Source organism: Arthrobacter sp. P1_B11, assembly GCF_056406715.1.
Map to the genome: position 1 here is coordinate 1 of NZ_JBFTZQ010000001.1, position 22,220 is coordinate 22,220.

The 22,220-nt window shown below is 67.2% G+C and carries 17 protein-coding genes and 2 pseudogenes; 11 read left to right on the top strand and 8 right to left on the bottom strand.

Annotation, left to right across the window (positions count from 1 at the left end):
- A partial coding sequence (locus tag AC1D14_RS00005; protein ID WP_476967911.1) for an OpcA/G6PD domain-containing protein occupies positions 1–316 on the top strand: 316 nt, incomplete at its 5' end.
- A 36-nt stretch (positions 317–352) separates the two neighbouring features.
- On the opposite strand, the pseudogene AC1D14_RS00010 reads toward AC1D14_RS00005, so the two are convergent.
- Positions 353–746 (bottom strand): annotated as a pseudogene (locus AC1D14_RS00010) (MFS transporter); the annotation flags it as partial.
- Positions 747–1,506: 760 nt separating this feature from the next.
- On the bottom strand, positions 1,507–2,943 hold the full coding sequence (locus AC1D14_RS00015) for an MFS transporter (RefSeq protein WP_230121509.1): 1,437 nt from the start codon (positions 2,941–2,943) through the stop codon (positions 1,507–1,509).
- Between the two features lie 650 nt (positions 2,944–3,593).
- Here AC1D14_RS00015 and AC1D14_RS00020 point away from each other — a divergent pair.
- Positions 3,594–4,679, top strand: a complete 1,086-nt coding sequence (locus tag AC1D14_RS00020; RefSeq protein ID WP_230121535.1) for an inositol-3-phosphate synthase — start codon at positions 3,594–3,596, stop codon at positions 4,677–4,679.
- Positions 4,680–4,766: 87 nt separating this feature from the next.
- Here AC1D14_RS00020 and AC1D14_RS00025 read toward each other — a convergent pair whose 3' ends face one another.
- Complete coding sequence (locus AC1D14_RS00025) at positions 4,767–5,390, bottom strand: MerR family transcriptional regulator (RefSeq protein ID WP_230121520.1); 624 nt, start codon at positions 5,388–5,390, stop codon at positions 4,767–4,769.
- A 100-nt stretch (positions 5,391–5,490) separates the two neighbouring features.
- On the opposite strand from AC1D14_RS00025, the gene AC1D14_RS00030 reads away from it, so the two are divergent.
- A complete protein-coding gene (locus tag AC1D14_RS00030; RefSeq protein WP_230121519.1) occupies positions 5,491–6,114 on the top strand; it encodes a DUF2306 domain-containing protein in 624 nt (207 codons plus the stop codon).
- Between the two features lie 80 nt (positions 6,115–6,194).
- On the opposite strand, the gene AC1D14_RS00035 is transcribed toward AC1D14_RS00030, so the two are convergent.
- The 3 genes from AC1D14_RS00035 to mshA form a co-directional block, all read right to left on the bottom strand.
- On the bottom strand, positions 6,195–7,154 hold the full coding sequence (locus tag AC1D14_RS00035; protein ID WP_476967912.1) for a DUF559 domain-containing protein: 960 nt from the start codon (positions 7,152–7,154) through the stop codon (positions 6,195–6,197).
- A gap of 302 nt (positions 7,155–7,456) precedes the next feature.
- On the bottom strand, positions 7,457–9,139 hold the full coding sequence (locus AC1D14_RS00040; protein ID WP_476880713.1) for a formate--tetrahydrofolate ligase: 1,683 nt from the start codon (positions 9,137–9,139) through the stop codon (positions 7,457–7,459).
- A 54-nt stretch (positions 9,140–9,193) separates the two neighbouring features.
- On the bottom strand, positions 9,194–10,471 hold the full coding sequence (gene mshA / locus AC1D14_RS00045) for a D-inositol-3-phosphate glycosyltransferase (protein ID WP_230121468.1): 1,278 nt from the start codon (positions 10,469–10,471) through the stop codon (positions 9,194–9,196).
- Between the two features lie 168 nt (positions 10,472–10,639).
- Between mshA and AC1D14_RS00050 the strand changes: the two genes are divergently transcribed.
- The gene (locus AC1D14_RS00050) at positions 10,640–11,902 is read left to right on the top strand and encodes a glycosyltransferase (RefSeq protein ID WP_476967913.1); all 1,263 of its coding nucleotides are present in this window, start codon (positions 10,640–10,642) and stop codon (positions 11,900–11,902) included.
- 59 nt (positions 11,903–11,961) lie between these two features.
- On the opposite strand, the gene AC1D14_RS00055 is transcribed toward AC1D14_RS00050, so the two are convergent.
- A complete protein-coding gene (locus AC1D14_RS00055; RefSeq protein WP_230121466.1) occupies positions 11,962–13,413 on the bottom strand; it encodes a family 4 glycosyl hydrolase in 1,452 nt (483 codons plus the stop codon).
- Positions 13,414–13,552: 139 nt separating this feature from the next.
- Between AC1D14_RS00055 and AC1D14_RS00060 the strand changes: the two genes are divergently transcribed.
- The 6 genes and pseudogenes from AC1D14_RS00060 to tsaD all read left to right on the top strand — a co-directional run bounded on the left by AC1D14_RS00060 (position 13,553) and on the right by tsaD (position 19,078).
- A complete protein-coding gene (locus tag AC1D14_RS00060; protein WP_476874516.1) occupies positions 13,553–14,644 on the top strand; it encodes a carbohydrate kinase family protein in 1,092 nt (363 codons plus the stop codon).
- A 148-nt stretch (positions 14,645–14,792) separates the two neighbouring features.
- Entirely contained in the window at positions 14,793–15,998 is a 1,206-nt protein-coding gene (alr, locus tag AC1D14_RS00065) for an alanine racemase (protein WP_230118617.1), read from the top strand.
- Entirely contained in the window at positions 15,995–16,639 is a 645-nt protein-coding gene (gene tsaE / locus AC1D14_RS00070; RefSeq protein WP_230118618.1) for a tRNA (adenosine(37)-N6)-threonylcarbamoyltransferase complex ATPase subunit type 1 TsaE, read from the top strand. Before alr ends, tsaE begins: the two co-directional genes overlap by 4 nt.
- Positions 16,639–17,310 (top strand): tRNA (adenosine(37)-N6)-threonylcarbamoyltransferase complex dimerization subunit type 1 TsaB, encoded by a 672-nt coding sequence (gene tsaB / locus AC1D14_RS00075; RefSeq protein WP_230118619.1) that lies wholly within the window; start codon positions 16,639–16,641, stop codon positions 17,308–17,310. The genes tsaE and tsaB overlap by 1 nt, the downstream gene beginning before the upstream one ends.
- Positions 17,311–17,363: 53 nt before the next feature.
- Positions 17,364–17,783: pseudogene (gene rimI / locus AC1D14_RS00080) on the top strand (ribosomal protein S18-alanine N-acetyltransferase); the annotation flags it as partial.
- Positions 17,784–17,944: 161 nt separating this feature from the next.
- Entirely contained in the window at positions 17,945–19,078 is a 1,134-nt protein-coding gene (gene tsaD, locus AC1D14_RS00085; RefSeq protein ID WP_230118620.1) for a tRNA (adenosine(37)-N6)-threonylcarbamoyltransferase complex transferase subunit TsaD, read from the top strand.
- Positions 19,079–19,115: 37 nt separating this feature from the next.
- Here the strand turns inward: tsaD and AC1D14_RS00090 are convergent, their stop codons facing one another.
- Positions 19,116–20,267, bottom strand: coding sequence for a glutamate--cysteine ligase (locus AC1D14_RS00090; RefSeq protein ID WP_230118621.1), 1,152 nt, complete (start codon positions 20,265–20,267; stop codon positions 19,116–19,118).
- Positions 20,268–20,406: 139 nt separating this feature from the next.
- On the opposite strand from AC1D14_RS00090, the gene AC1D14_RS00095 reads away from it, so the two are divergent.
- Positions 20,407–22,146, top strand: a complete 1,740-nt coding sequence (locus AC1D14_RS00095; RefSeq protein WP_230118622.1) for a glycoside hydrolase family 3 protein — start codon at positions 20,407–20,409, stop codon at positions 22,144–22,146.
- Positions 22,147–22,220 lie beyond the last annotated feature (74 nt).

Below are 22,220 nucleotides of genomic sequence, written 5' to 3' on the forward strand. Positions count from 1 at the left end.
GCTGGCGGCCTGGCTCACCCTCTCCCTGGACGCCCCGGTGACGATCGTCGCCGACCCCGCGGGCACCGGTATCCGGCGCGTCCGCCTGAGCCGGGCAAGCGGCGACGTCCAGCTGTTCCGGCCCGGACTGTCAGTGGCCGAACTGACCCAACCGGGCCAGCCTGCCCAGCGGATTTCCCTGCCGCGGCGAAGCCTGCGGGACTGCCTGGCCGAGGAACTGCGGCGTCTGGATCCCGACGAAGTGTTCGGTCTCACGCTGGGAGCGCTTGATTTGCTGCGGGACTGGGAAGAGGCCTCACTGCTGGCGCTGGTCTGAAGGGCGCTGGCTTAAAAGGTGTGTCCCCGTCGTTCATTACGACGGGGACACATCTTTGTGGAAAGGGCGGCTAGCACCAGAGAGCTTTGGGTCCTGGGCGGCGATGAGCTCGTGGGCCTCGGCTTCGGTGTCCACGCTCGGCATGGAGCCCGGCAGCGGGCGGCCGGGCGGATTCACGAAGGAAATAGATGGCGATCGCCCCAATGACCGACGTCCCCATCAGGTAATAGGCCGGGGCCATGTCGTCGCCGGTGGCCGCGATCAGGCCCTGGACCAGGAATGGAGTTGTCCCGCCGAAGATCGCCACAGAGAAGTTGTAGGCGATGCCCATGCTGCTGTAGCGGCTTGAGGTGGGGAACAGCGCCGGAAGTGCTGACGCGAGGTTGGCCACATAGAACGTCACGGGGAAGGCGACCAGGGACAGCCCCGCCTGCATTCTCTCCACTCCGCGCTTCCTATCACTGACCTCGAACACTGCTGCCCGGCGAAGCTACTGCTGGGAGGACGGTCGCATCCCGGGTGGGGCGGGCTACCGCATCGTCTCTCCTCCGAGAGCCCATGCGCAGTCACCTATTGCCGGGCTATTGTCCGGCTCTAACGGGCTCGCGCCGCTCACTTGCTGGGCCGCTTGAAGCGGCACACAGTGTTAAGCCGCCGGGCGGCGCCTGGTGACCCGAGCGCCGCCGCGGCAGCATGCGGAAAGATGTACCCGACATGGGAACAACTCGTCCGCACAGCAGCGCTGACCAACATCACTCCACAAGAAATTCTCCACGCACCAACACGATGGTTTCAACCCAGCTTCGCACGCTGCGCCAGCGCAGTGTGGGCCGAACAACTCAGGAGAAACTACTCCCCCGCAATCGTCCGAGCCACAGTTTCGGCTCACCCGGCAAATCCGTCCCGGGAATCACAGATCGACGGCTATCAGACAGCAATGCTTCAACTGGCGGAACCCATTCTTAGCCACATCAGGAGAGGAGGACCCAGCCGGGAAGCTGACCTGAAACTGGTCTCAAAGATCAGATAATGAGCGCGGCCCGTTATCGGGGTTGATTAGGGGACAGCTTGTGAAAAAGTCGAGTATCAGACGCTAAGACTCGCGGCCACGAGCGCAACCTCCTGTCGGGCACTACGTTTTCGGCGTTGGCCAGCATTTCCGCCCGATTTTTGCACGTGCAGTCCCGGTGTCAGTGGGAGAAGTTTGCTGAGATTTCGGCGAGGGTGCGCCCCTTCGTCTCAGGCGCGAGCCATTGCGAGAGGACTGCGCCGAGTAATGCGACGGCAGCGGCTACGACCATGGTTGCGCCCATGCCGATGTTGCTGATCGCCCATGGCAGGGCAAAGGTGCCGAGTGCGGCTCCGATGCGGCTGAAGGCCGCGGCGAAGCCAGTGCCGATGCCGCGCAGGTGGCCGGGGAATACCTCGGCCGGATAGACCTGGGTCATCGTGGTGTAGCCGGCATTGAAGTAGGAGAAGGCGAGAAACAGGACGAGCACGAGGATCGCTGGTGCGTTCCCCCAGACTCCGATGATCAGCAGGATACCTGCGCAGAGCCACTGCCCGGGCACGGTGAGGATTCGGCGGCCGAGCTTGTCAATCAGAAGTACGCTGGTGACAACCCCCGCGACCGCAAGTGCGGACAGGCCGACTCCACCGGCCCAACCGCCGCCGAAGCCGAATTGGTTGAGCACCTCGTCGGCGAAGGTCGCGATCGCGAAGTACGGAGTGACTGCGCAGAACCAAAAACCTGAAGTGAAGAGGGTGGTGCGCCAGTACTGCCTCGAGAACAGCATTCCGAAGGAGGCGCCCTTGATTTTGGTCCCACTCTGCGCGGCTTGGGCCTCCTGGATCATCCTCAAATCGATCTCTTCGGTGATGCTGGTGTGCATCTGGGACGATTCGACGTATTTACGTGCGATCGCGAGTGCTTCCTCACGCCGTCCCTTCGTAATGAGCCAGCTCGGCGATTCGGGGAGGCCCAAGCGGGCGAGGAACAGGACGAATGCGAGTATCGCGCAGGTGCCGAGTACAAGGCGCCATGGGGTGCCGGCGTCGTGCAGGAGCGTGCCGACGATGAATGCCATCATGAAACCGACGTACCAGGCGATCAGAGTCAGCCCGAGCAATCGCCCGCGGAGCTTTGGAGGGGAGAACTCTGATAGCAATGGCCCACCGATTGAGTACTCGCCGCCGATCGCGACGCCCATGAAGAACCGGATGATGGCCAGCTGGATCACGGCCCCGTCTCCGGAGGTTACGAAGAACTGGGCCGCTGAGACGACCAGGAACAGGCCCATGTCCACGAGGAACATGGGCTTGCGTCCGAACTTGTCAGTAGCCCAACCGGCCAGGGGGGAGCCGACGAAGATACCAGCCAGCGGGCCTGCAGCGATCATGCCCAGAGATAGTGCGTCGAGCTGGAGATCTGACCGCATGGATCCGGCGACGGGGCCGATGATTCCGAGGATGTAACCGTCGAGGAACATCCCGCCGATGAAGACAGTGACAAGCCGCACCATGAAGCGGCGTTTGAACTGGGAGCTGGTCTCTTTTGATATGGAGGTGTCGACGGAGTCGGGTCTTTCGCTACGTTTATCGGCGCTGACGTCACGTGTGCTTGTCATGAAAGTGTTCCCTTTACTGAGTGTTGCGGATGCCTCAGTTTTTGCCTCGACTGACCGGTCCTGGGCTGGCAGGTTCGGTTCGTCAAGACAGGTGGTGCAGTTCCCTGGGAGCGAGGTTCAAAGAGTGGCATTGGTGCATAAAGCACTTCTCTAAGGTTCAGGGACTGATCGCGAAACCGCTGGGGCACCGCTTCGATTTGTTCCGTATGGAGCAATGAGCTTCGCAATGAACAACAGAGTGAAGCACGTCACGGATATTGTCAAGGACTCTTTCCGCAGCCTGCTCCACCCTTGACTTTCGCGCCTGAACGCGCTTCTACCTGGCGGCCTACGACAGGTTTGAACGGCTTCTGGCAACGCATGAAGTACCGGATAATCTCTAATCAACAGGGTTCGGCCTATGCAACGGAGTGCGTCGGCTCACAGTAGCTCAGGAGGTGTGCCTACCCGTTTGGGTAGGCGTAACCGCCCGATCATGGCATAGCGCCCAACTGGGCTTGGAGGGGAGAATGGAGGGCAGCATCTTTGGACGACGTCGGCGCCGCTGGGGGCGGTGCTTCGAATGGTCCGAGATCGCACATATTCTCCCTTGCCGCCCAGCCCGGTCATCCTCGGCCGCCCGGCAACAGCTTTTCCCCCAAAGGAGTTCCGTGTCTTCAAATCCGATTCGTGTTGCCATTGTCGGCGTGGGTAACTGCGCTGCTTCCCTGGTGCAGGGTGTCCACTACTACCGGGATGCCGACCCCCAGGCAACGATCCCGGGTCTGATGCATGTTGAGTTCGGCAAGTACCACGTCAACGACGTCCAGTTCGTAGCCGCTTTCGATGTTGACGGCAAGAAGGTCGGCGTTGACCTGGCCGATGCCATCCTGGCCAGCGAGAACAACACCATCAAGATCGCCGACGTTCCGCCGACCGGGGTGACCGTGCAGCGCGGCCACACCCTGGACGGGCTCGGCAAGTACTACCTCGAGACCATCGAGCAGTCCCCGGCCGAGCCGGTCGACGTGGTCCAGGCCCTCAAGGACGCCAAGGCTGACGTCATGGTCTGCTACCTGCCCGTCGGATCGCAGGAGGCCGCGGAGTTCTACGCACAGTGCGCCATCGACGCCGGCGTGGGCTTCGTCAATGCCCTGCCCGTGTTCCTCGCCGGTACCAAGGAATGGGCGGACAAGTTCACCGCCGCCGGCGTTCCGATCGTAGGCGATGACATCAAAAGCCAGATCGGCGCGACCATCACGCACCGCGTCATGGCCAAGCTCTTCGAAGACCGCGGCGTCACGCTGGACCGCACGTACCAGCTCAATGTCGGCGGCAACATGGACTTCAAGAACATGCTGGAGCGCGACCGCCTCGAGTCCAAGAAGATCTCCAAGACCCAGGCCGTCACCTCGAACGTCGAGGCCGAACTGGCTGCCAAGGACGTTCACATCGGCCCGTCGGACTACGTCCAGTGGCTGGACGACCGCAAGTGGGCCTTCGTCCGGCTCGAGGGCCGCAACTTCGGCGACGCCCCCGTCTCGCTCGAATACAAGCTGGAAGTCTGGGACTCACCCAACTCCGCCGGCGTGATCATCGACGCCATCCGCGCCGCCAAGATCGGCCTGGACCGCGGCATCGGCGGGCCGCTCCTGTCGGCTTCGAGCTACTTCATGAAGTCCCCGCCGGAGCAGTTCAATGACGACCTCGCCCGTGAAAAGGTCGAGGCCTTCATCCGCGGCGACCTCGAGCGCTAAACCCTCTCCCTCCTTCCGCGACGCTCTCTCACTTTTGGTGGGTTGTGGCGCGACGCTCTCTCACTTTTGGTGGGGGAGCGTCGTGCTTTAAGCGTCCTGTTCGTAACGCCGGATGGCGTGGCTCGCCTGGGCGAGGGCGAGGAGCTTTAGCAGCAGTTGGCTGTGCAGGTGCAAGCCGACGGCGGCGGTGAGAATGAGCTGGTCGACGCTGTCTGGGGCGGTCGTCACCGCGATGTCGAGTCCGGCGACGTCGTCCATGGCCTTGCTGTAGGTATCCAGGAGCTCGCTGGAAACCCGAATGTTGAGGTTTTCCATCAGCTCGAGATGGGCGTTCAAAGCACTCCGGGCGTCACTTGGGTAATCCGGCCAATTCCGGAGACGCACGACGGCGTCCCCCGCCGGTGCGCGGACCCCGCCACTGCTGGTGGTGGAGGCGCCCAGGTCCAGCACCACGCGCTGAACCGCCGCTAAGAGCGTAAGGCGCGGGGCGCCGTCGTCGGCCATTTTGAGGAGACCGCGGATCTGCTCAATGTTCAGTCCGACTATCCGGCGGAGCGCCTGGATCAAATTGAGACGCTCGACGTGCCTGGCCGAATACTGCGCGCGAGTTGCGTGGACGGTCTGGCCGGCCGGCAACATGCCCTCGCGGAGGTAGTACTTGATGCTGGCGGCCGAGACTCCCGAGTGCTCGCTCAGTTCCTTGAGCTGCATGCCGCGTTCCTTCCTGCGAAGTCCCGGATCCACTGGATAGCGAATCCGGCGCCAATTATCCTGATGTACGTGTACTGGATAGTGGTTCTATCCTAAGGGCATGGACCACTGGAATGTACTGCTTATCAGCCACGTGACCGCCGCACTGTTTGTCCTTGCGATCGGCCCCTTCCAAATTCTTCGCCGACGCCGCGACCGTTTCCACCGCACCATGGGCTACCTATGGGTGGCGGCCATGTACTACGTCTGTGTCAGCAGTTTCTGGATTGTGACGGCCGGGCATTTCACCTGGCTGCACGGGCTGTCTGCCTTCACCATCGTGACGGTCACCCTTGGCCTCATCGGCGCGATCCGACGTGACATGCGGTCGCACCTGCGGAACATGATCGGCAGTTACATCGGCATTGCCGTTGCCTTCATCTTTGCCGTCGCGGTGCCCGGACGCGCGATTCCGGAGCTCCTTGCCGAGGACCCGGCCACCGCAGCGTACGTTGCCGGGCTGGTGGTGCTGTGCGTGGTGGTGGTCTTCGTTTCGCTCAAGCGCGGCGGTTCCACGAGTGCCCGGGGCGGTTCGAAGACCCAGGCGGAACTGGCTACGGGACGGGCAGCTTCGGCCGCTTCGGCAGGTCTGGCAGAACGGGCTGATCCGGCTGATCCGGCAGAACGGGCAGAACGGGCAGAACAGCGGGACGGACAACCAGCAGCGGGCCGGAGTTCTTGGTGAAGGACCGGACGCTCTCTCACTTCCTGCAGGTCTTTGGGTGACGCTCTCTCACTTCCTGCATATTTGGACGTGACGCTCTCTCACCCGGCGTCGGCGAAGCCCGATAACTGGGAATGATCTCGCCACGCGGTGCGCAACGTGCGCTTGATCTTGCCGATGGCCGCTTGGAAATCGTCAGCAAGATCGTCCTTGTCCAATATCAGGACAGTCCAGCCGGCGGCTTCGAAAGCCTTGTCACGGCGTCTGTCACTAAGGGACTGTGCGTCGAGGAGGTGATGTCCGCCGTCGTACTGGATGGCGAGCCGCCGATGGCGGTAACCGAGATCGGCGGTAGGCGACATGCCGTCACCGATGCGCAATGCCAGTTGGAGACCCGGCTCGGGGAGGCCGGCATCGGCCATCGCCAGGCGAAGCAACGATTCCGGCGCGGAGTCGGCGCCGACCCGCATCAGATCCAGTGCTGCCCGGGCACGGACCACACCCTGCAGGTTCGGATGGTGACCCACCAAGGTGCGCAGTCCGTCCAAGGTGTCGTGGGGCTGCGTCCGTCCCTCGAAGACCAGTCGCGGGATGCGGACTAATTGGTCACCCATGCACACCAGATCACTCACCGACAGTCGTCGCGCCAAATCCAGCCACGTCCGCGATCGCGTGCTGATGCGGATGCCGTCGGCCCACTCAGTTTCGTCTTCCAGTGCCAGTACCGTGTGGCCGAGTACGCCGCTGCGGCGCACCGAGGGCAGGGCCCGGGGCTTGCTTAGATGCAACTCCGTCGAGTCGGCCAGCCAGGGCGGCAGCAGTTGGCACCGAAGCCGTGCCGCAGTGACGTGTGAGATCCAGGCCCCTGGCGACGCGTTCGACAGCGCCCGCGCCGCGGCCTCCAGCTCAAAGCTCCAGTCCGACGGGCGGTAGAGCCCTCGACCCACATGGACCACGTCTTTTCGCCGCAGCCTGTTTGCGGAAACGCCTGCGGCCCGCGCCGAGTCGATCGTGAACGGAGCTGTTGCCAGCAGTCCGGGCAGATTATTGCTCATTTGCATGCAGGCAGTCTGACCCAAAAGCGGCGACGCTGCAGAAGTTATCCACAGGCAGTCGCTGGGCGCACGGAAGTGAGAGAGCGTCGCCTTGGAGGCGGCAGGAAGTGAGAGAGCGTCGCCTTGGGCGCACGGAAGTGGGAGAGCGTCGCCTTGGGGCGGCAGGAAGTGGGAGAGCGTTGGGGGTGGGGCGGCAGGAAGTGAGAGAGCGTTGGGGGTGGGGCGGCAGGAAGTGAGAGAGCGTTGGGGGTGGGGCGGCAGGAAGTGAGAGAGCGTCGCGTTGGGGGCGGCAGGAAGTGAGAGAGCGTCTAGAACAGGCCCACCGGGTTGCCGTCCGTGTCCACGTCCATCCGCAGGGCCGCCGGCACGGCAGGAAGCCCGGGCATCGTCATCACCGCGCCGGTGAGGGCCACGATGAAGCCTGCGCCGGTCTTGGGAATCAGGTCGCGCACGTGGATGGTGAAGCCCTTGGGTGCGCCCAGCCGGGAGGCGTCGTCGGTGAAGGAGTACTGCGTCTTGGCCATGCACACGGGCAGCCCGGACCAGCCGTTCTTCTCAATGTCCGCCAGCCGCCGCAGTGCAGGCACGGAGAAATCCACCCCGTCCGCGCCGTAGATCTCCTGCGCGATGGTCCGGATCTTGTCCTCCACAGACAGCTCCAGCGGGTACAGGTGACGGAAGTTGTTGGGCCCGGCAACGGCAGCCGCCACCTTCGCCGCCAGTTCATCGCCGCCGTCCCCGCCTCCGCCACGGCCCCAGACATCCGCCACGGCAGCCTGGATGCCTTCCCCTGCACACCAGTCGAGCAGCCAGTCAAGTTCCTCCTGTGTGTCCGTGGCGAATTTGTTGATGGCCACCACGGGGGTGACGCCGAACTTCTCCACGTTGCGGACGTGGCGGCGGAGATTGGCCACACCGGCGGCCAGCGCCTCAACGTTGGGCTCCTTCAGTTGGTCCTTGGCGATCCCGCCGTGCATCTTCAGGGCGCGGACCGTGGCCACCACCACGACGGCGGCCGGTGCCACGTCCGCGATGCGCGCCTTGATATCCATAAACTTCTCGGCCCCCAGGTCCGCGCCGAAGCCGGCCTCCGTGACCACGATGTCAGCGAGCCGGCGGGCCGTCTGCGTGGCAATGAGGGAGTTGCAGCCGTGGGCAATGTTGGCGAACGGGCCGCCGTGCACCAGCGCCGGGGTGCCGGCGATGGTCTGCACCAGGTTGGGCTTGATGGCGTCCTTGAGCAGCAGGGTCAGGGCGCCCTGGACGCCCAGGTCGGCCACCGTGACCGGCGCGCGGTCGTAGGTGTAGCCGAACGTGATGCGGCCCAGCCGTGCCCGCAAATCTGCGATGTCGGTGGCGAGGCAGAACACCGCCATGATCTCCGAAGCCACGGTGATGTCGAAGCCGTCCTGGCGCGGGATGCCCTGCGTCGGTCCGCCGAGGCCGATCACCACCTCCCGGAGTGAGCGGTCGTTCATGTCCAGCACCCGCTTGAACGTCATGCGGCGCGGGTCGATGTTCAGCTCGTTGCCCTGGTAGATGTGGTTGTCCACCAGCGCCATGAGGGCATTGTTGGCCGACGTCACGGCGTGGAAGTCGCCGGTGAAATGCAGGTTGATCTCGTCCATGGGCACCACCTGGGAATAGCCTCCGCCGGTTGCCCCGCCCTTCATCCCCAGGACCGGCCCGAGCGAGGGCTCACGCAACGCGATCATCACCCTGTGGCCCGCCCTGGCCAGCGAGTCGGCAAGCCCCACCGTGGTGGTGGACTTACCCTCACCGGCAGGAGTGGGCGACATCGCCGACACCAGAACCACTTTTCCCTGCGCGGCCGCGGCGGACAGCTTGGCCGGATCGATCTTCGCCTTGAACCGGCCGTAGAGCTCCACGGCCCCGGCATCGATGCCGGCGGCGGCCGCGATGTCCCCGATGGGCCGCAGGCTGGCGCCGCGGGCAATTTCCAGATCGCTCGGAGTGCTGCTGTCAGACATCGTCGTCCTTTGGTTCGGGGGAATCCGTTTGGGTCTTCTCCGGCCGGGCCCGGCTCAGCCGGTGAGCCGCGGAACGTAGCCGGCCGGCACGCTGTGGCCGGCTGGGAACTCGTCGACGGCGGCATGGTAGCTTTCCAGCGTGATGGCGGCCGTGCGCTGCCACCCCGAGCTCTGCGCGTGCACGGAGGCCGCGCGGCCCATGTCCTCCCTCGTGACCGGGTCGTCATAGAGGGCTTCGAGGGCGTCGGCCCAGTCAGCGGCCCGGTGGCCGTCCACCAGCAGCCCGGTGCGGCCGTCAAAGATGGCGCGGGACAGCCCGCCAACACGCGTGGCCACCACAGGCGTGCCGCAGGCCTGGGCCTCCAGCGCCACGAGGCCAAAGGACTCGCTGTAGGACGGCATGACGACGACGTCGGCCGAGCGGTACCAGCCCGCCAGCTCGGCCGCGCCGACCGGCGGGTGGTGGGTGACGGCGTCGTCCATTCCGGCGGCGGTGACCAGCGACTTCAGGTTGAAGTCCTTCGCGCCGCTCAGCGCTCCCAGAATGGTCAGCTTCAGGTCGATGTCCGGACGGCGCTCGCGGAGCAGGGCGGCCGCCTTGACCAGAATCTGGGGCCCCTTAAGCCGCTGGATGCGGCCGGCGAACAACAGGTGGAAGGTGCCCGGCAGGATGCCGTGCGCGGCGCGTGAGCGGCCGCGGAAGGCGGGGGTGAAAACGGCGAGGTCAACGCCCGGGGGAGCGACGTCGATGTGGTCAAAGTCGGCGTCGTAGTGCGACACGAGTTCGGCGGCCTCGGCGCTGGTGTTGGCGATCAGCCGCGCGGCGCCCTCCACGATCCGGTGTTCGCCGTCCTCACGGCGGCGCGGCTCCGGCTTTTCGCCGGACTGCAGGAGGAGGTTCTTGACCTTGGCCATAGTGTGCATGGTGTGGACCAGCGGGACGCCCCACAGCCTGGAAAGCTCCAGTCCGGCCACGCCCGACACCCAGTAGTGGGAATGGATGATGTCGTAGCGGCCGTGCGGCTGCCGCTCGCGGATCCGTTCGATCTCGGCCACCATGCTGTGCAGCAGCTCCGGCAGCTCCTCCTTGGGCAGCTTCCGCGTCGGTCCGGCCAGGACGTTGTGGACGCACACCCCGGGGTCCGGATGTTCGACGGCGGGCTGGCCGGCGTCCGTGGACCGGGTGAAGATCTCCACCTCCACGCCGCTTTCGGCGAGTGCCGACGCCAGTCCGCGGATGTATACGTTCATGCCGCCGGCGTCCCCGGAACCGGGCTGCTCCATCGGGGAGGTGTGAAGGGAGAGGAAGGCCACGCGCTTGATCGGGGTCACGGCTCTCCTTTCGGTTCACGGGGACTCACACACGCCAGCGCCAACTGCGGCGCCCGGCCCGGGAACTGCATCCGGTAAAACACTACTCCTGAAGCGCCCGCGCATTCACGGCCCGGGCCCTCGTGACCGGCTGTAGACGTTCTGCTGCCCGCCCCATAGGCTCCAACCATGGCTTCCATCATCGTTTGCAGCGGTCCTCACGACGGCCACGTTTCACCGATGCTGGGCGTTGCCCGGCGACTGATCGACCGCGGGCACCGTGTGCGGTTTCTGACGGGTCCTGCATACCAGGAGGCGGTCCGGGCAGTCGGTGCACAATTTGTGCCCCTGGGTGCCGGGGCCGAGTACACGCCCCCGGCCAGCAGCGCCAAGGGCATTGCGGCGGTGCGGGAGGGCGTCCGCGTGCTGGTTATCGATCCGGCGCGCGGCCAGTTCGAGGCGTTGTCGGCGGCGATCCAGGCCGAACCGACAGATCTGGTTCTTGCAGAAGTCACGTTCGTCGGAGCCGGCACACTCTCGGGGCTGCCGCTGGAGGACCGTCCGCCGGTCATCGCCTGCGGCATCCTGCCGTTAACGCTCTCCAGCGCGGACTGCGCGCCGTTCGGTCTCGGTCTGGCGCCCGGACGCGGGCCGGCCGCCCGCCTGCGGAACCGCGCCCTGAACTGGCTGGTGGAAAAGATCCTGCTGCGGGACAGCGACCGGCAGGTCGACGCCATCATGCGGGAGCTGACAGGAGTGGGGCTGGAGGGGCTATTCATGCTCGACTGGCCGCGGCGGGCGGAACTCATCGCTCAGTTTACGGTCCCTGAGTTCGAATACCCTCGATCGGATGCGCCGGCGAACCTGCGCTACTTCGGACCGACGGCCCGGCATGTTCCCAGCGGCATTGCAAGGCCCGAGTGGTGGGGAGATCTGAACGGTTCCCGTCCGGTGGTCTACGTGACCCAGGGAACCGTGTCGAACACAGACTTCTCGGCACTCGTGGCGCCGAGCTTGGAGGCGCTCGCGCAGGAGGACGTGACTGTGGTGGTCAGCACGGGGCGGCGTCCGCTGGCTGATTTGCCGCCGCTCCCTGCGAACGCGCGTGCCGCCGAATTCCTGCCCGACGCCGAGCTCATGCCGAAGGTCGCGGTGTATGTGACCAACGGGGGATACGGCGGACTGCACTACGCGATGGAAAACGGCGTGCCCATTGTGGTCGCCGGAGACACTGAGGACAAGCCCGAGGGAGCCGCCCGGGTTGCCTGGGCAGGCGCAGGAATTAGTCTCGGAACCGGGCGGCCGGCCCCGGCTGCCATCCGGGATGCTGTGCAGAAGGTCTTGAGTGACGGGCGATACCAGGCCGGCAGCCGGCGGATTGGCGCGGCGATCGCGGCGTCGCCGGGCGTGGACGGCCTGATCGACGAGCTGGAGGTGCTGGTGTCGAGGTGAGGCTGCGGCCGTCACGCAGCTGCGGCCGTCGGGGCACCGTTCGAAGTAGCACGCCCCGGTTAACTGCGGCTGTCCCCGCCGGATCTCCGCCACAACGTCGCCAACCCGGGGAACGCGGCCTCGTACCCGGCAAGCAGCTGTCCGGCGAGTTTCTCCGTCCCTACCAGCGGGTGAGCGGCGAAGGCTTCCAGCGCAGCATCGCGCTCGCCGCCGGCCGCGGCCTGCACGGTGAGGAGCTCCACGCGCTTCACGCGCTGCATGAGGCTCAGCTGCGGTTCGGCCGGACGGTCCTGCGCAATGGGCACCGCGCCGCTGGCGGTCACGGTGCAGGGAACCTCGACGACGGCGTCCGGCGGCAGCCCTGGAATCGCCGGCTCCGCGCCGCCGCCCGGTCGAGAAACGGCTGAGTTCCGCGTGTTGAGGATCAGCTGGGTGCTGCCGCCGTCCGTGCCAGACCCGCCCGGTCCTTCACCGACAAGTGCCCGCATCACCGCCAGCGCCACCTGTTCGTAGCCGCCGCCGGCAAGATCCTCGGCATCGCGCGCCTCTCCGGCGCTGCGGGCTTCGGCCAGATAACCCTCTTCGCGGGACCTGCGTGCGGCATCCCACAATCCAAACGCCGCCTCGCCAGCGGCGGCCAGCCGGGGATACAGCTCGGCCTGCTGGCCATGGATGGACTCGCCGCGGGTGCCCTCCATGGCGCGCATCGCCGCGGCCGCCCGCGCTGTTTCGTAGTAGTAGAACAGGTATTCGTTCGGCAGGACGCCCAGCGCCTGCAGGACGGGCTGCGGAAACAGCCTGCCCTCCTCGAAGCCGGCAAGCGCGCCGGCGTCGGCCAGCAGCCCCGGCAGGAGATCACGGCCGCCGGACTCCAGCCGGTACAGCCAGCCGAGATGGTTCAGCCCGTAGTAGCCCACGCCGTCGAGCTTCCCGGCAGGCAGGGGCGCGCCCGCAGCCCTGGCGGCGCGGTGGACCAGGGCGCTCGCGGAATCGCAGATGCCAATGACCTTCCGGCCCAGCACGGGCAGCAGCGCTTCGGTGACCATCCCCGCCGGATTGGTGAAGTTGACCAGCCACGCGTCCGGGCAGTGCGTCCGCATTTCGCGGGCCAGTTCCAGCATGGCGGGGATGGAGCGCAGCGCGTACGAGATGCCGCCCGCGCCCGTGGTTTCCTGGCCCAGCAGCCCGAGGGCCTGCGCGACGCGTTCATCCGCTATCCGGCCTGCCGTCCCGCCCGGCCGGATGGCTGCAAACACTACGTCGGTGCCCGCCAGTGCCTCGCGGAGGGACGAGGTGGTGGTCACCGCCGGGGGCTGCCCGACGGCGGCCCTGCCGTCCGTCCCGGAGGCCGCCGCCATGGAGCGGAGCACCGCGCTGATGGCAGCGAGGCGGCCGGGATCGACGTCGAAGAGCACCAGTTCCCGGACCAGTCCGGCGTATGGCCCCGAGCAGAGCGCCCGGTACACGAGGGGAACCCGGAATCCGCCGCCACCGGCGATCATGAGCCGCATGGCAGGAGTCTATGCGCACTGTGCCGCTTCGCCATCCATCCGCTCACCGTTGCGGACCGGCGGCGAGCACCGCCGGTCCTGGCCGTACCCCCAGACCTTGGGGTTTCAACACCAAGGCCCACGGCGTAGTGTGCCGAACATGGATGCGATTCCCGCAGGCCGCTTCGATCCGCTCTCTTCCGTCCGAACGACGTCGGCCGGAGGTTTTGACCTGCTGCTGGCCGGGACGGTGTTCCAGGACATCATTTTCACGGGACTGCCGCACGCGCCCCAGCCCGGGACCGAAATCTGGAGCGAAGGGATGGGAAGCTGCCCCGGGGGCGTGGCGAACCAGGCCATCGCGGCCGCCCGGCTGGGCCTGCGGACGGGCCTTGCGGCGGCGTTCGGTGACGACGGCTACGGGGACTACAACTGGAAGATTCTTGCCGGGCAGGAGCACGTGGATCTGTCCCTGTCTCGGCGCGTTCCGGGCTGGCATTCGCCGGTGACGGTGTCCCTGAGTGTGGACCACGACCGGTCCATGGTGACCCACGGGCATCCCGCGCCGGTGACGGCCTCCGAGCTGATCGGGGAGCCCCCGCCCGCACTGGCGGCAGTGGCGGACCTCGGCCACGAGCTTGAGCCCTGGGCGCTGGCGGCGCACAACGCCGGCGTGAAGCTGTTCGGCGACGTGGGCTGGGATCCCAGCGGCGAGTGGTCGCACGCCCGGCTCGAGAATCTGCGGTACTTCCACGCCTTCATGCCCAACCAGCGCGAGGCCATGGCCTTCACCGGCAAGGAGAATCCCTGGGCCGCCCTGTACTCGCTGGCAGACCGTGTGCCCGTGGCCGTGGTGACACTGGGGCAACAGGGAGCCATGGCCGTGGACTCGGAGACCGGCGAGGAGGAATGGGTGCCGTCCCTGCCGGTGACCGCCTACGATCCCACGGGGGCCGGGGACTGCTTCGGGGCGGCGTTCGTGGTGGGCTGCCTGGCGGGTTGGCCGCTGGGTGACAGGCTGCGGTTCGCGAACCTGTGCGCCGCGCTGGCCGTCCAGGAAGTCGGGGGCTCGCTCGCGGCGCCCGGCTGGGGGGACATCGCTGACTGGTGGAAGCGCGCGATCGCCCGGCCGGAACGCCGGGGGAGCCAATGGATGCGGCGCTACGCCTTCCTCGCCGACATCGTCCGCGACGTGCCGCCGGAGGCCCAGCGGCGGGCGGCCGCCACGATCGCACACCTGTCGGACGCCTAGCCCCGCCCGCCCAGGCCCTGCCAGGCCGGGCCGCCCAGGCCCCGCCCGCCCAGGCCCTGCCAGGCCGGGCCGCCCAGGCCCCGCCCGCCCCGGCCCGTGCCGCTCGGCGAATTATCCGGCCCCGGGCGCCAGCATTAGAATCAATAGAGTGACATATCCAGCAGCAACAGGAGACCTCCCCCGCGCGACAGGTCCGGTGCCGCACCTGTCCCAGGAACGGTCCGCCGTGATCGACCTCGAAGCCATCCGCCACAACGTGCGGCGTCTTGTGGCAGCCGCCTCGCCGGCGCGGGTCATGGCCGTAGTGAAGGCCGATGCGTACGGCCACGGGGCGGTACCGGTGGCGCGCGCAGCCCTTCAGGCGGGAGCCAGCTGGCTGGGAGTGGCGCACATTTCCGAGGCGCTGGCCCTCCGCGCCGCCGGCATCCAGGCGCCGCTGCTCGCCTGGCTGCACACCCCCGAAAGCAACTTCGGCGCGGCGGTGGCCGCCGGCGTCGACATCGGGTGTTCGGGCTGGGAGCTGGAGCGGATCGTCACTGCCGCCCGGGACCAGGAGCGTCCGGCGCGCATCCATCTCAAGGTGGACACGGGCCTTGGCCGGAACGGCGCCACCGTGGAGGTGTGGGACCGCCTCGTGGGCGAGGCCATGGAATACCAGGACGAAGGCCTGCTGCGCGTGGTGGGCATTTTCTCGCACCTCGCAGTAGCCGATGAACCCGAGCGCCCCGAAACCGACGATCAGCTCGCCGCTTTCCGCGACGTCCTGGCCATCGCCGAGGACGCCGGCGTGGACCCCGAAGTCCGCCATTTGGCCAACACCCCGGCCACCCTGTCCCGGCCGGACACGCACTTCGACCTCGTCAGGGTGGGTCTCGGCATCTACGGCCTGTCGCCGTTCGAGGGGCAGACGTCCGCTGAACTGGGACTCCGCCCGGCAATGACCCTGCGCACGGTGGTGGCCCACTGCAAGGACGTCCCCTCCGGCCAGGGCGTCTCCTACGGGTTCAACTACCGCACCTCCGGCGAAAGCACTCTTGGACTCATCCCGCTGGGCTACGCGGACGGCGTGCCGCGCGTGGCCACCGGCGGGCCGGTGCGGGTGGAAGGCGTCACCTACCCGGTGGTCGGCCGGATCGCCATGGACCAGATGGTGATCGACCTCGGCCGCCGGGACGTATCAGCAGGCGGCCACAGCGTCCTCGGCGCGGAGGCCCTGCTCTTTGGCGACGGCGCCGACGGCGGCCCCACCGCCGATGACTGGGCCCGTGCCGCCGGCACCAACAACTACGAAATCGTGACCCGCATTAGCCCCCGCGTGCCGCGCACCTTCATCAACGAAACGCCCGCGCAGTGAGCCTTCCGGCAGCCCTTAATCCGCCGCGCTGGGTCCAGACCCTGAAAGTCACGACGGCGGAACAGACACACGCACTCGGCGCGGCACTCGCGGAGGTGCTGCGGGCGGGGGACCTGCTGGTCCTCACGGGTGAACTTGGCGCGGGCAAGACGACGTTCACCCAGGGCCTCGGGGAGGGCCTGGGGGTGCGGGAGGGCATCATTTCGCCGACCTTTGTGCTGGTCAGAATCCATCCCAACCTCCCCGGCGGTCCCAGGCCCGGCGGCCCGGACCTGGTCCATGTAGACGCCTACCGGCTGGGATCGGCGTCGGAAATCGATGACATCGATCTGGAAAACACCATGGATTCCTCCGTCACCGTGGTGGAGTGGGGACGTGACCGCGTGGAGCACCTGAGCGAGAGCCGGCTCGAGGTGGAGCTGCACCGCACTATTGGAAGCGCCACTGTTGGAAGCGGCGCACTTGAACACCCTGCGGTCGGAGACGGCCCGGACCCAGGCGCCGAACCGCGAGGGGCGGACGCTGTCCTGGACTTCGATACCGAGGACGACGACGAGCCCCGCACTATCATCATCCGCGGCTTCGGGCCGCGCTGGGAGGACCAACCCGTCCTGAAGCAGGCCTCCGAAGGGACATCCTGATGCTCATCCTTGCCATCGATACCTCCGCCGTGGCCAGCGCCGCACTGGTGTCCGACGATGCCCTCGAGGGCGTCGTGGGCAGCTTTTCCACCGAGGACACGCGCACCCACGCCGAGGTGCTCGCGCCGGGAATCGAGAAGCTGCTGGCCGAAGCCGATGTCACGGGTGCGGACGTCGACGCAATCGTCGTCGGCGTCGGGCCCGGTCCGTTCACCGGGCTCCGCTCGGGCATTGCAACAGCCCGGACCCTTGCCTATGTCTGGGGCAAACCGCTCTACGGACTGATGAGCCTGGATGCCGTGGCACTGGAAGTGGCCGAGTCAACCGAGGCGGCGCCCGAGTTTCTCGTGGCCACCGATGCCAGGCGCAAAGAGGTGTATTGGGCCCGGTATACGTTGCAGGTGGGCCAGCTTCCCAGGCTCGTGGACGGGCCGCATGTGGGTTTCGCCTCCGATCTTCCTGACCTGCCCGCCTACGGCGCCGGCGCCGGGCTGTACTCCGATGTCCTGCGGGCCGACCCGGACTTCAGCACGGAACAGCCTGACGCGCTGTATCTGGGACAGTTCGCCCTGGCGAGGCTGGAGGCGGGGGAGCAGCTCATGGACTCCACGCCGCTGTACCTCCGTGAATCCGACGCACAGGTTCCGGGCCCCCGGAAGCGCGCGCTGTGAACGGCCTGTCCGGAACCACCAGGCTGCCGGGCCCGGGCGTGACGGTCCGGGACATGGTTCCGGCCGACATCCCGGCGGTTCATGAGCTGGAGGTGCGGCTCTTTCCGGTGGATGCCTGGCCGCTGCAGATGTTCGTGGACGAGCTGGCCCAGCCCGAGACCCGACGCTACCTGATCGCGGAGGCGCCGGACGGCATCGTCGGTTACGCGGGCCTGATGTGCATCGAGCCGATCGCCGACGTCCAGACCATCGCCGTCGTACCGGAGTATGAAGGCAGGGGCATCGGATCGGCCCTGCTCACGGAGCTGATCCGTGAGGGCCGTCGCCGGGGTGCGGCGGACGTCCTGCTTGAGGTGCGGGCCGACAACCCCCGTGCGCAGCAGCTCTACGTGCGGTTCGGATTTGAGCAGATCCATGTCCGGCGGAAATACTACCGCGACGGCGTCGACGCCCTCATCATGAGGCTGGAGCTCGCGGATGTCCTCACGGTCCACGAGGACATCCCGCACGAGGACGTCCGCTACAAAAACCTCCGCTACCCGGACGTCCGCTACCAGGACGCCGAAATAAACAGCGCCGATCAGCACACAGCCGGCCAGCCCGGCGAAACCACCCCCACGGAGGCAGACCAGCAATGAACCGTTCCCAGCCGCTCGTGCTCGGCATCGAGTCCTCCTGCGACGAAACCGGCGTCGGAATTGTCCGCGGAACGGACCTCCTGACCAACACCGTGTCCTCGTCGATGGACGAGCACGTCAGGTTCGGCGGGGTCATTCCAGAGATCGCATCCCGCGCGCATCTGGACGCCTTCGTGCCCACGCTCCAGGCGGCGCTCGCCGAGGCGAAAGTCACCCTGGCCGATATCGACGCCATCGCCGTCACGGCCGGCCCCGGGCTGGCCGGCGCTCTGATGGTTGGGGTGTGTGCGGCGAAGGCCCTGGCGGTGGCCACGGGCAAGCCGCTGTACGCCATCAACCACCTCGTGGCCCATGTGGGCGTTGGTCTCTTGGACTCACAGTCCGGAACCGCGGGCGGTCCAGGCAACGCGCCGTCGCTCCCCGAGAACCTGGGTGCCCTGCTGGTGTCCGGCGGCCACACGGAAATCCTGCGGATCCGCAGTATCACCGACGACGTTGAACTGCTCGGCTCCACCATCGACGACGCCGCCGGCGAGGCCTACGACAAAGTGGCGCGGATCCTGGGCCTGGGCTATCCCGGCGGTCCCGCCATCGACCGGCTCGCCCGCGAGGGAAACGCCAAGGCCATCCGCTTCCCGCGGGGACTCACGCAACCCAAATACATGGGTACAGCCGAGGAGCCCGGCCGGCACCGCTACGACTGGTCCTTCAGCGGCCTGAAGACCGCGGTGGCCCGCTGCGTGGAGCAGTTCGAAGCCAAGGGTGAGACGGTCCCCGTGGCGGACATAGCAACGGCCTTCCAGGAAGCCGTGGTGGACGTCATCACGTCCAAGGCGGTCCTCGCGTGCCGGGAGCACGGCATCACCAACGTCCTGCTGGGCGGCGGCGTGGCGGCCAACTCGCGGCTGCGCCAGCTCACTGAGCAGCGCTGCTCCGCCGCCGGCATCAGGCTGCATGTTCCGCCGCTGGATCTTTGCACGGACAACGGGGCGATGGTGGCCGCCCTGGGAGCCCAGTTGGTCATGGCAGGCAGCGAGCCGAGCGGCATCGCCTTCGCCCCGGATTCCTCGATGCCGGTGACCACCGTGTCCGCGCCGGCAGTGGAACTGGCCGGGACGGCTGCCGCCTAGGCCCGTCCAGGCCGGACACGAAAAGCTCCAAGTGGTCCTACGCGGTGGGGCCGTTCCGCATCTGCTTTACCAGGTCCAGCACCACAGCCTGCAGGTTACCGCCGCTTTCGGCCGCAACCCGGCGCTGGCGCTGGTAGCCGGCACCGCGGCTGATGATCTTCTCGACGTCGGCCAGTTCGTCCGGGCAGCCCAGCTTCGCGGCGATGGGTTCGAGGCGGTTGAGGGTGTCGAGCAGGTGCTCGGTGACGAGCTGCTCGTTGCCCTGGGCGTCCAGGATGATGATGGCTTCCATCCCGTACCGGGCGGCGCGCCATTTGTTTTCCTGCACATGCCACGGCGGCATAGTAGGTATGGTCCCGCCATTGTCCAGGGTGGTGGAGAACTCGTGGACCAGGCATTGCGTCAGGGCGGCGACGGCGCCCACTTCCTCCAGCGTGGCCAGTCCGTCGCAGATGCGCATCTCGACGGTGCCCAGGTTGGGCACGGGCCGGATGTCCCAGCGGATCTCCGAGAGCGTGTCGATCACGCCGGTGGTGAACATGTCCTGGACGTAGGACTCGTATTCTTCCCAGCTGGGGAACTGGAAGGGCAGTCCGGCGGTCGGCAACTGCTGGAACATGAGGGCGCGCTGGGACGCATAGCCGGTGTCCTCGCCGCCCCAGAACGGGCTGGAGGCGGACAGCGACTGGAAATGCGGGAAGTAGTTGACCAGCCCGTCCAGCACAGGGAGCACCTTGTCCCGCCGGTCCAGCCCCACATGGACGTGGACGCCGTAGATCACCATTTGCCGGCCCCACCACTGGGTGCGGTCGATCAGTTTGGCGTACCTGGCTTTGTCCGTGACCGGCTGCAGCTGGGGCGGGCTGAACGGGTGGCTGCCGGCGGAGAAGACCTCCACGCCCATGGGATCCGTGACTTCGCGGACGGCGGCAAGGGACCGGCTCAGGTCCTCCTTGGCTTCGGCGGCAGTCTCGCAGATCCCGGTGACAAGCTCCACCGTGTTCAGCAGCAGTTCCTGCTTGATGTGCGGGTGTTCGTCGTCTTCGTTCAGCTCGGGGTGCCTGGCAGAGACTCCACGCAGCACCTCGTTTGCCACGGAGGCAAGTTCGCCGGTCTGCGCATCAACGAGTGCGAGCTCCCATTCCACACCAAGAGTTGATTGCCTGGATGAAGCGAAATCAATCTTCATGTGTTCCTCTCGCTGTCTGCTGTCCCGTTTACTGGCCGTTTCTGGCAGAACGGTTGGCAGGGGAACGGTCTTCCAAGTCTAGTGCAGGGGTAGCATCAAGATGATGGCTTGGCTACAGAGAGCGCGTGAGAGTCTTCACATGACTGCTTCCGCCAACCCCGCCAAAAACAAACCCGTCCTGACCGCGGCCGCCCTCGCGTTGCTGCTCGGGGCGGTGGCCTGCACGCCGCAGCCGACGCCGCCGTCGTCGTCCGACGCGGCACCGGTGCCGAGTCCACTCGGTTCCGGTTCGCCCGCATCGTCCGGTTCAGGACAACAGCCGACGACGGCGGCGCCGCCGCCCGCGGCAACCCCGCCGAGGGCGCCCGGCAAGGGAACGGCGCCGCTGGGCTGGGGACCGCAGCAGCGCGACGAGGCGGCGGCGGCCGCGGCGGTGGCCAGCATGACGCTGAGCGAGAAGGCCGGGCAGGTGCTCCTGCCGTTCTATGCCGGCCTCAACCACGAGGCACAGGCCGCCACGGTTGAAAGGCTTCACCTGGCAGGCTCCATGATCATGGGCGACAACGTGCCCCGGGCGGGCGACGGACTCGTCGACGTCAGGAGCATGACGGCCGCCACCGGGCGGCTGGGCGCCGCTTCCCGATCCGGCGGCCGGACGTGGCCCGGACTGATCGGCGTGGACCAGGAAGGGGGACTGGTGGCCCGGCTGGGTGCCCCGCTCACCGGCTGGCCGTCGCCCATGAGCTACGGCGCAGCCGGCAGCGTGCCGCTGGCAACAGAAGCCGGCAAGGGGCTAGCGGCGGAACTCGCAACGCTCGGCTTCACCGTTGACTTCGCGCCGGACGCCGATGTCACCATCGGCCCGGCTGACCCCACCATCGGCGCCCGCTCCATGTCCGCCGATCCCCGTGCCGCAGGAAACCTGAGCGTCGGGTTCTCGCGCGGCATGCTGGCAGCCGGCGTGCTGTCCGCAGTCAAGCATTTTCCGGGGCACGGTTCCGTGACGGTGGACTCACACAAGGACCTGCCCGTCCAGAAGGCCACGGTCGCGCAGCTGAAGGCCAGGGACTGGAAGCCCTTCCAGGCGGCCGTGGCCGCCGGGTCCCCAATGATCATGGCCGGACACATTGCTGTGCCGGCCCTCGAACCGGGCGTCCCGTCGTCGCTCTCGCCGGCCAGTTATGCCGCGCTGCGGGCCATGGGGTTCAAGGGAGTGGCCGTCACGGACGCCCTGAACATGGGGGCCGTGAGCGCGCGGTACCCGCGCGGCTCGGCAGCCCCGGCTGCACTCGCCGCAGGCGCTGACCTGCTGCTGATGCCCGCCGACGTCAATGCGGCCCACGCGGCGATCGTCACTGCTGTTGCTGCCGGCAAGCTGTCGGCAGCACGCCTGGACGAAGCGGTCCGCCGCGTGGTCACCATGATGATCTGGCGCGGACGGACGAAGCCAGCGCAGCTCAACGCTCTTCCGGGCAGCGCCGGGAGCGTGTCGGCAAGAGTGTCCGCCCGGGCCGTCACGGTCCTCGCGGGGCAATGCCGGGGTCCGCTGGTTCCTGGCCGGCTGCGGGTGACGGGCGGGACGGCTCCGGACAGGGCGCTCTTTGCCGCTGCTGCCAGGGACGCGGGCATCGCGCTGGGTGCAGGACCGCTGGTCACCCTGATCGGATACGGCGGCGTTCCTGCGGGCGGAGACATCGCCGTGGCACTCGACGCGCCGTGGCCGCTGGCCGGGTCTTCCGCACCCACCAAAGTGGCACTGTACGGCCGGACGCCCGGCGCCTTCCGGGCCCTGCTGGCGGTGCTGGCCGGCAAGGCGACGGCCCCCGGCAAGCTGCCGGCCGCCGTCGGACCTTACCGCCAGGGTTCCGGCTGTCCCTGACGCCCGCCGTCCCGAAAGGCCGCCGTCTCGAAAGTGCCGCCGAGCGTCACAAACCAGAGATTCCGCGAGCCGTC

Excerpts from the sequence above, each read along its gene's own strand:
- AC1D14_RS00015 (WP_230121509.1), bottom strand. The coding sequence starts at position 2,943 with ATGACAAGCACACGTGACGTCAGCGCCGATAAACGTAGCGAAAGACCC.
- AC1D14_RS00025 (WP_230121520.1), bottom strand. The coding sequence starts at position 5,390 with ATGCAGCTCAAGGAACTGAGCGAGCACTCGGGAGTCTCGGCCGCCAGC.
- AC1D14_RS00030 (WP_230121519.1), top strand. The coding sequence starts at position 5,491 with ATGGACCACTGGAATGTACTGCTTATCAGCCACGTGACCGCCGCACTG.
- AC1D14_RS00035 (WP_476967912.1), bottom strand. The coding sequence starts at position 7,154 with ATGCAAATGAGCAATAATCTGCCCGGACTGCTGGCAACAGCTCCGTTC.
- AC1D14_RS00040 (WP_476880713.1), bottom strand. The coding sequence starts at position 9,139 with ATGTCTGACAGCAGCACTCCGAGCGATCTGGAAATTGCCCGCGGCGCC.
- AC1D14_RS00050 (WP_476967913.1), top strand. The coding sequence starts at position 10,640 with ATGGCTTCCATCATCGTTTGCAGCGGTCCTCACGACGGCCACGTTTCA.
- AC1D14_RS00055 (WP_230121466.1), bottom strand. The coding sequence starts at position 13,413 with ATGCGGCTCATGATCGCCGGTGGCGGCGGATTCCGGGTTCCCCTCGTG.
- AC1D14_RS00060 (WP_476874516.1), top strand. The coding sequence starts at position 13,553 with ATGGATGCGATTCCCGCAGGCCGCTTCGATCCGCTCTCTTCCGTCCGA.
- tsaB (WP_230118619.1), top strand. The coding sequence starts at position 16,639 with ATGCTCATCCTTGCCATCGATACCTCCGCCGTGGCCAGCGCCGCACTG.
- tsaD (WP_230118620.1), top strand. The coding sequence starts at position 17,945 with ATGAACCGTTCCCAGCCGCTCGTGCTCGGCATCGAGTCCTCCTGCGAC.
- AC1D14_RS00090 (WP_230118621.1), bottom strand. The coding sequence starts at position 20,267 with ATGAAGATTGATTTCGCTTCATCCAGGCAATCAACTCTTGGTGTGGAA.
- AC1D14_RS00095 (WP_230118622.1), top strand. The coding sequence starts at position 20,407 with ATGACTGCTTCCGCCAACCCCGCCAAAAACAAACCCGTCCTGACCGCG.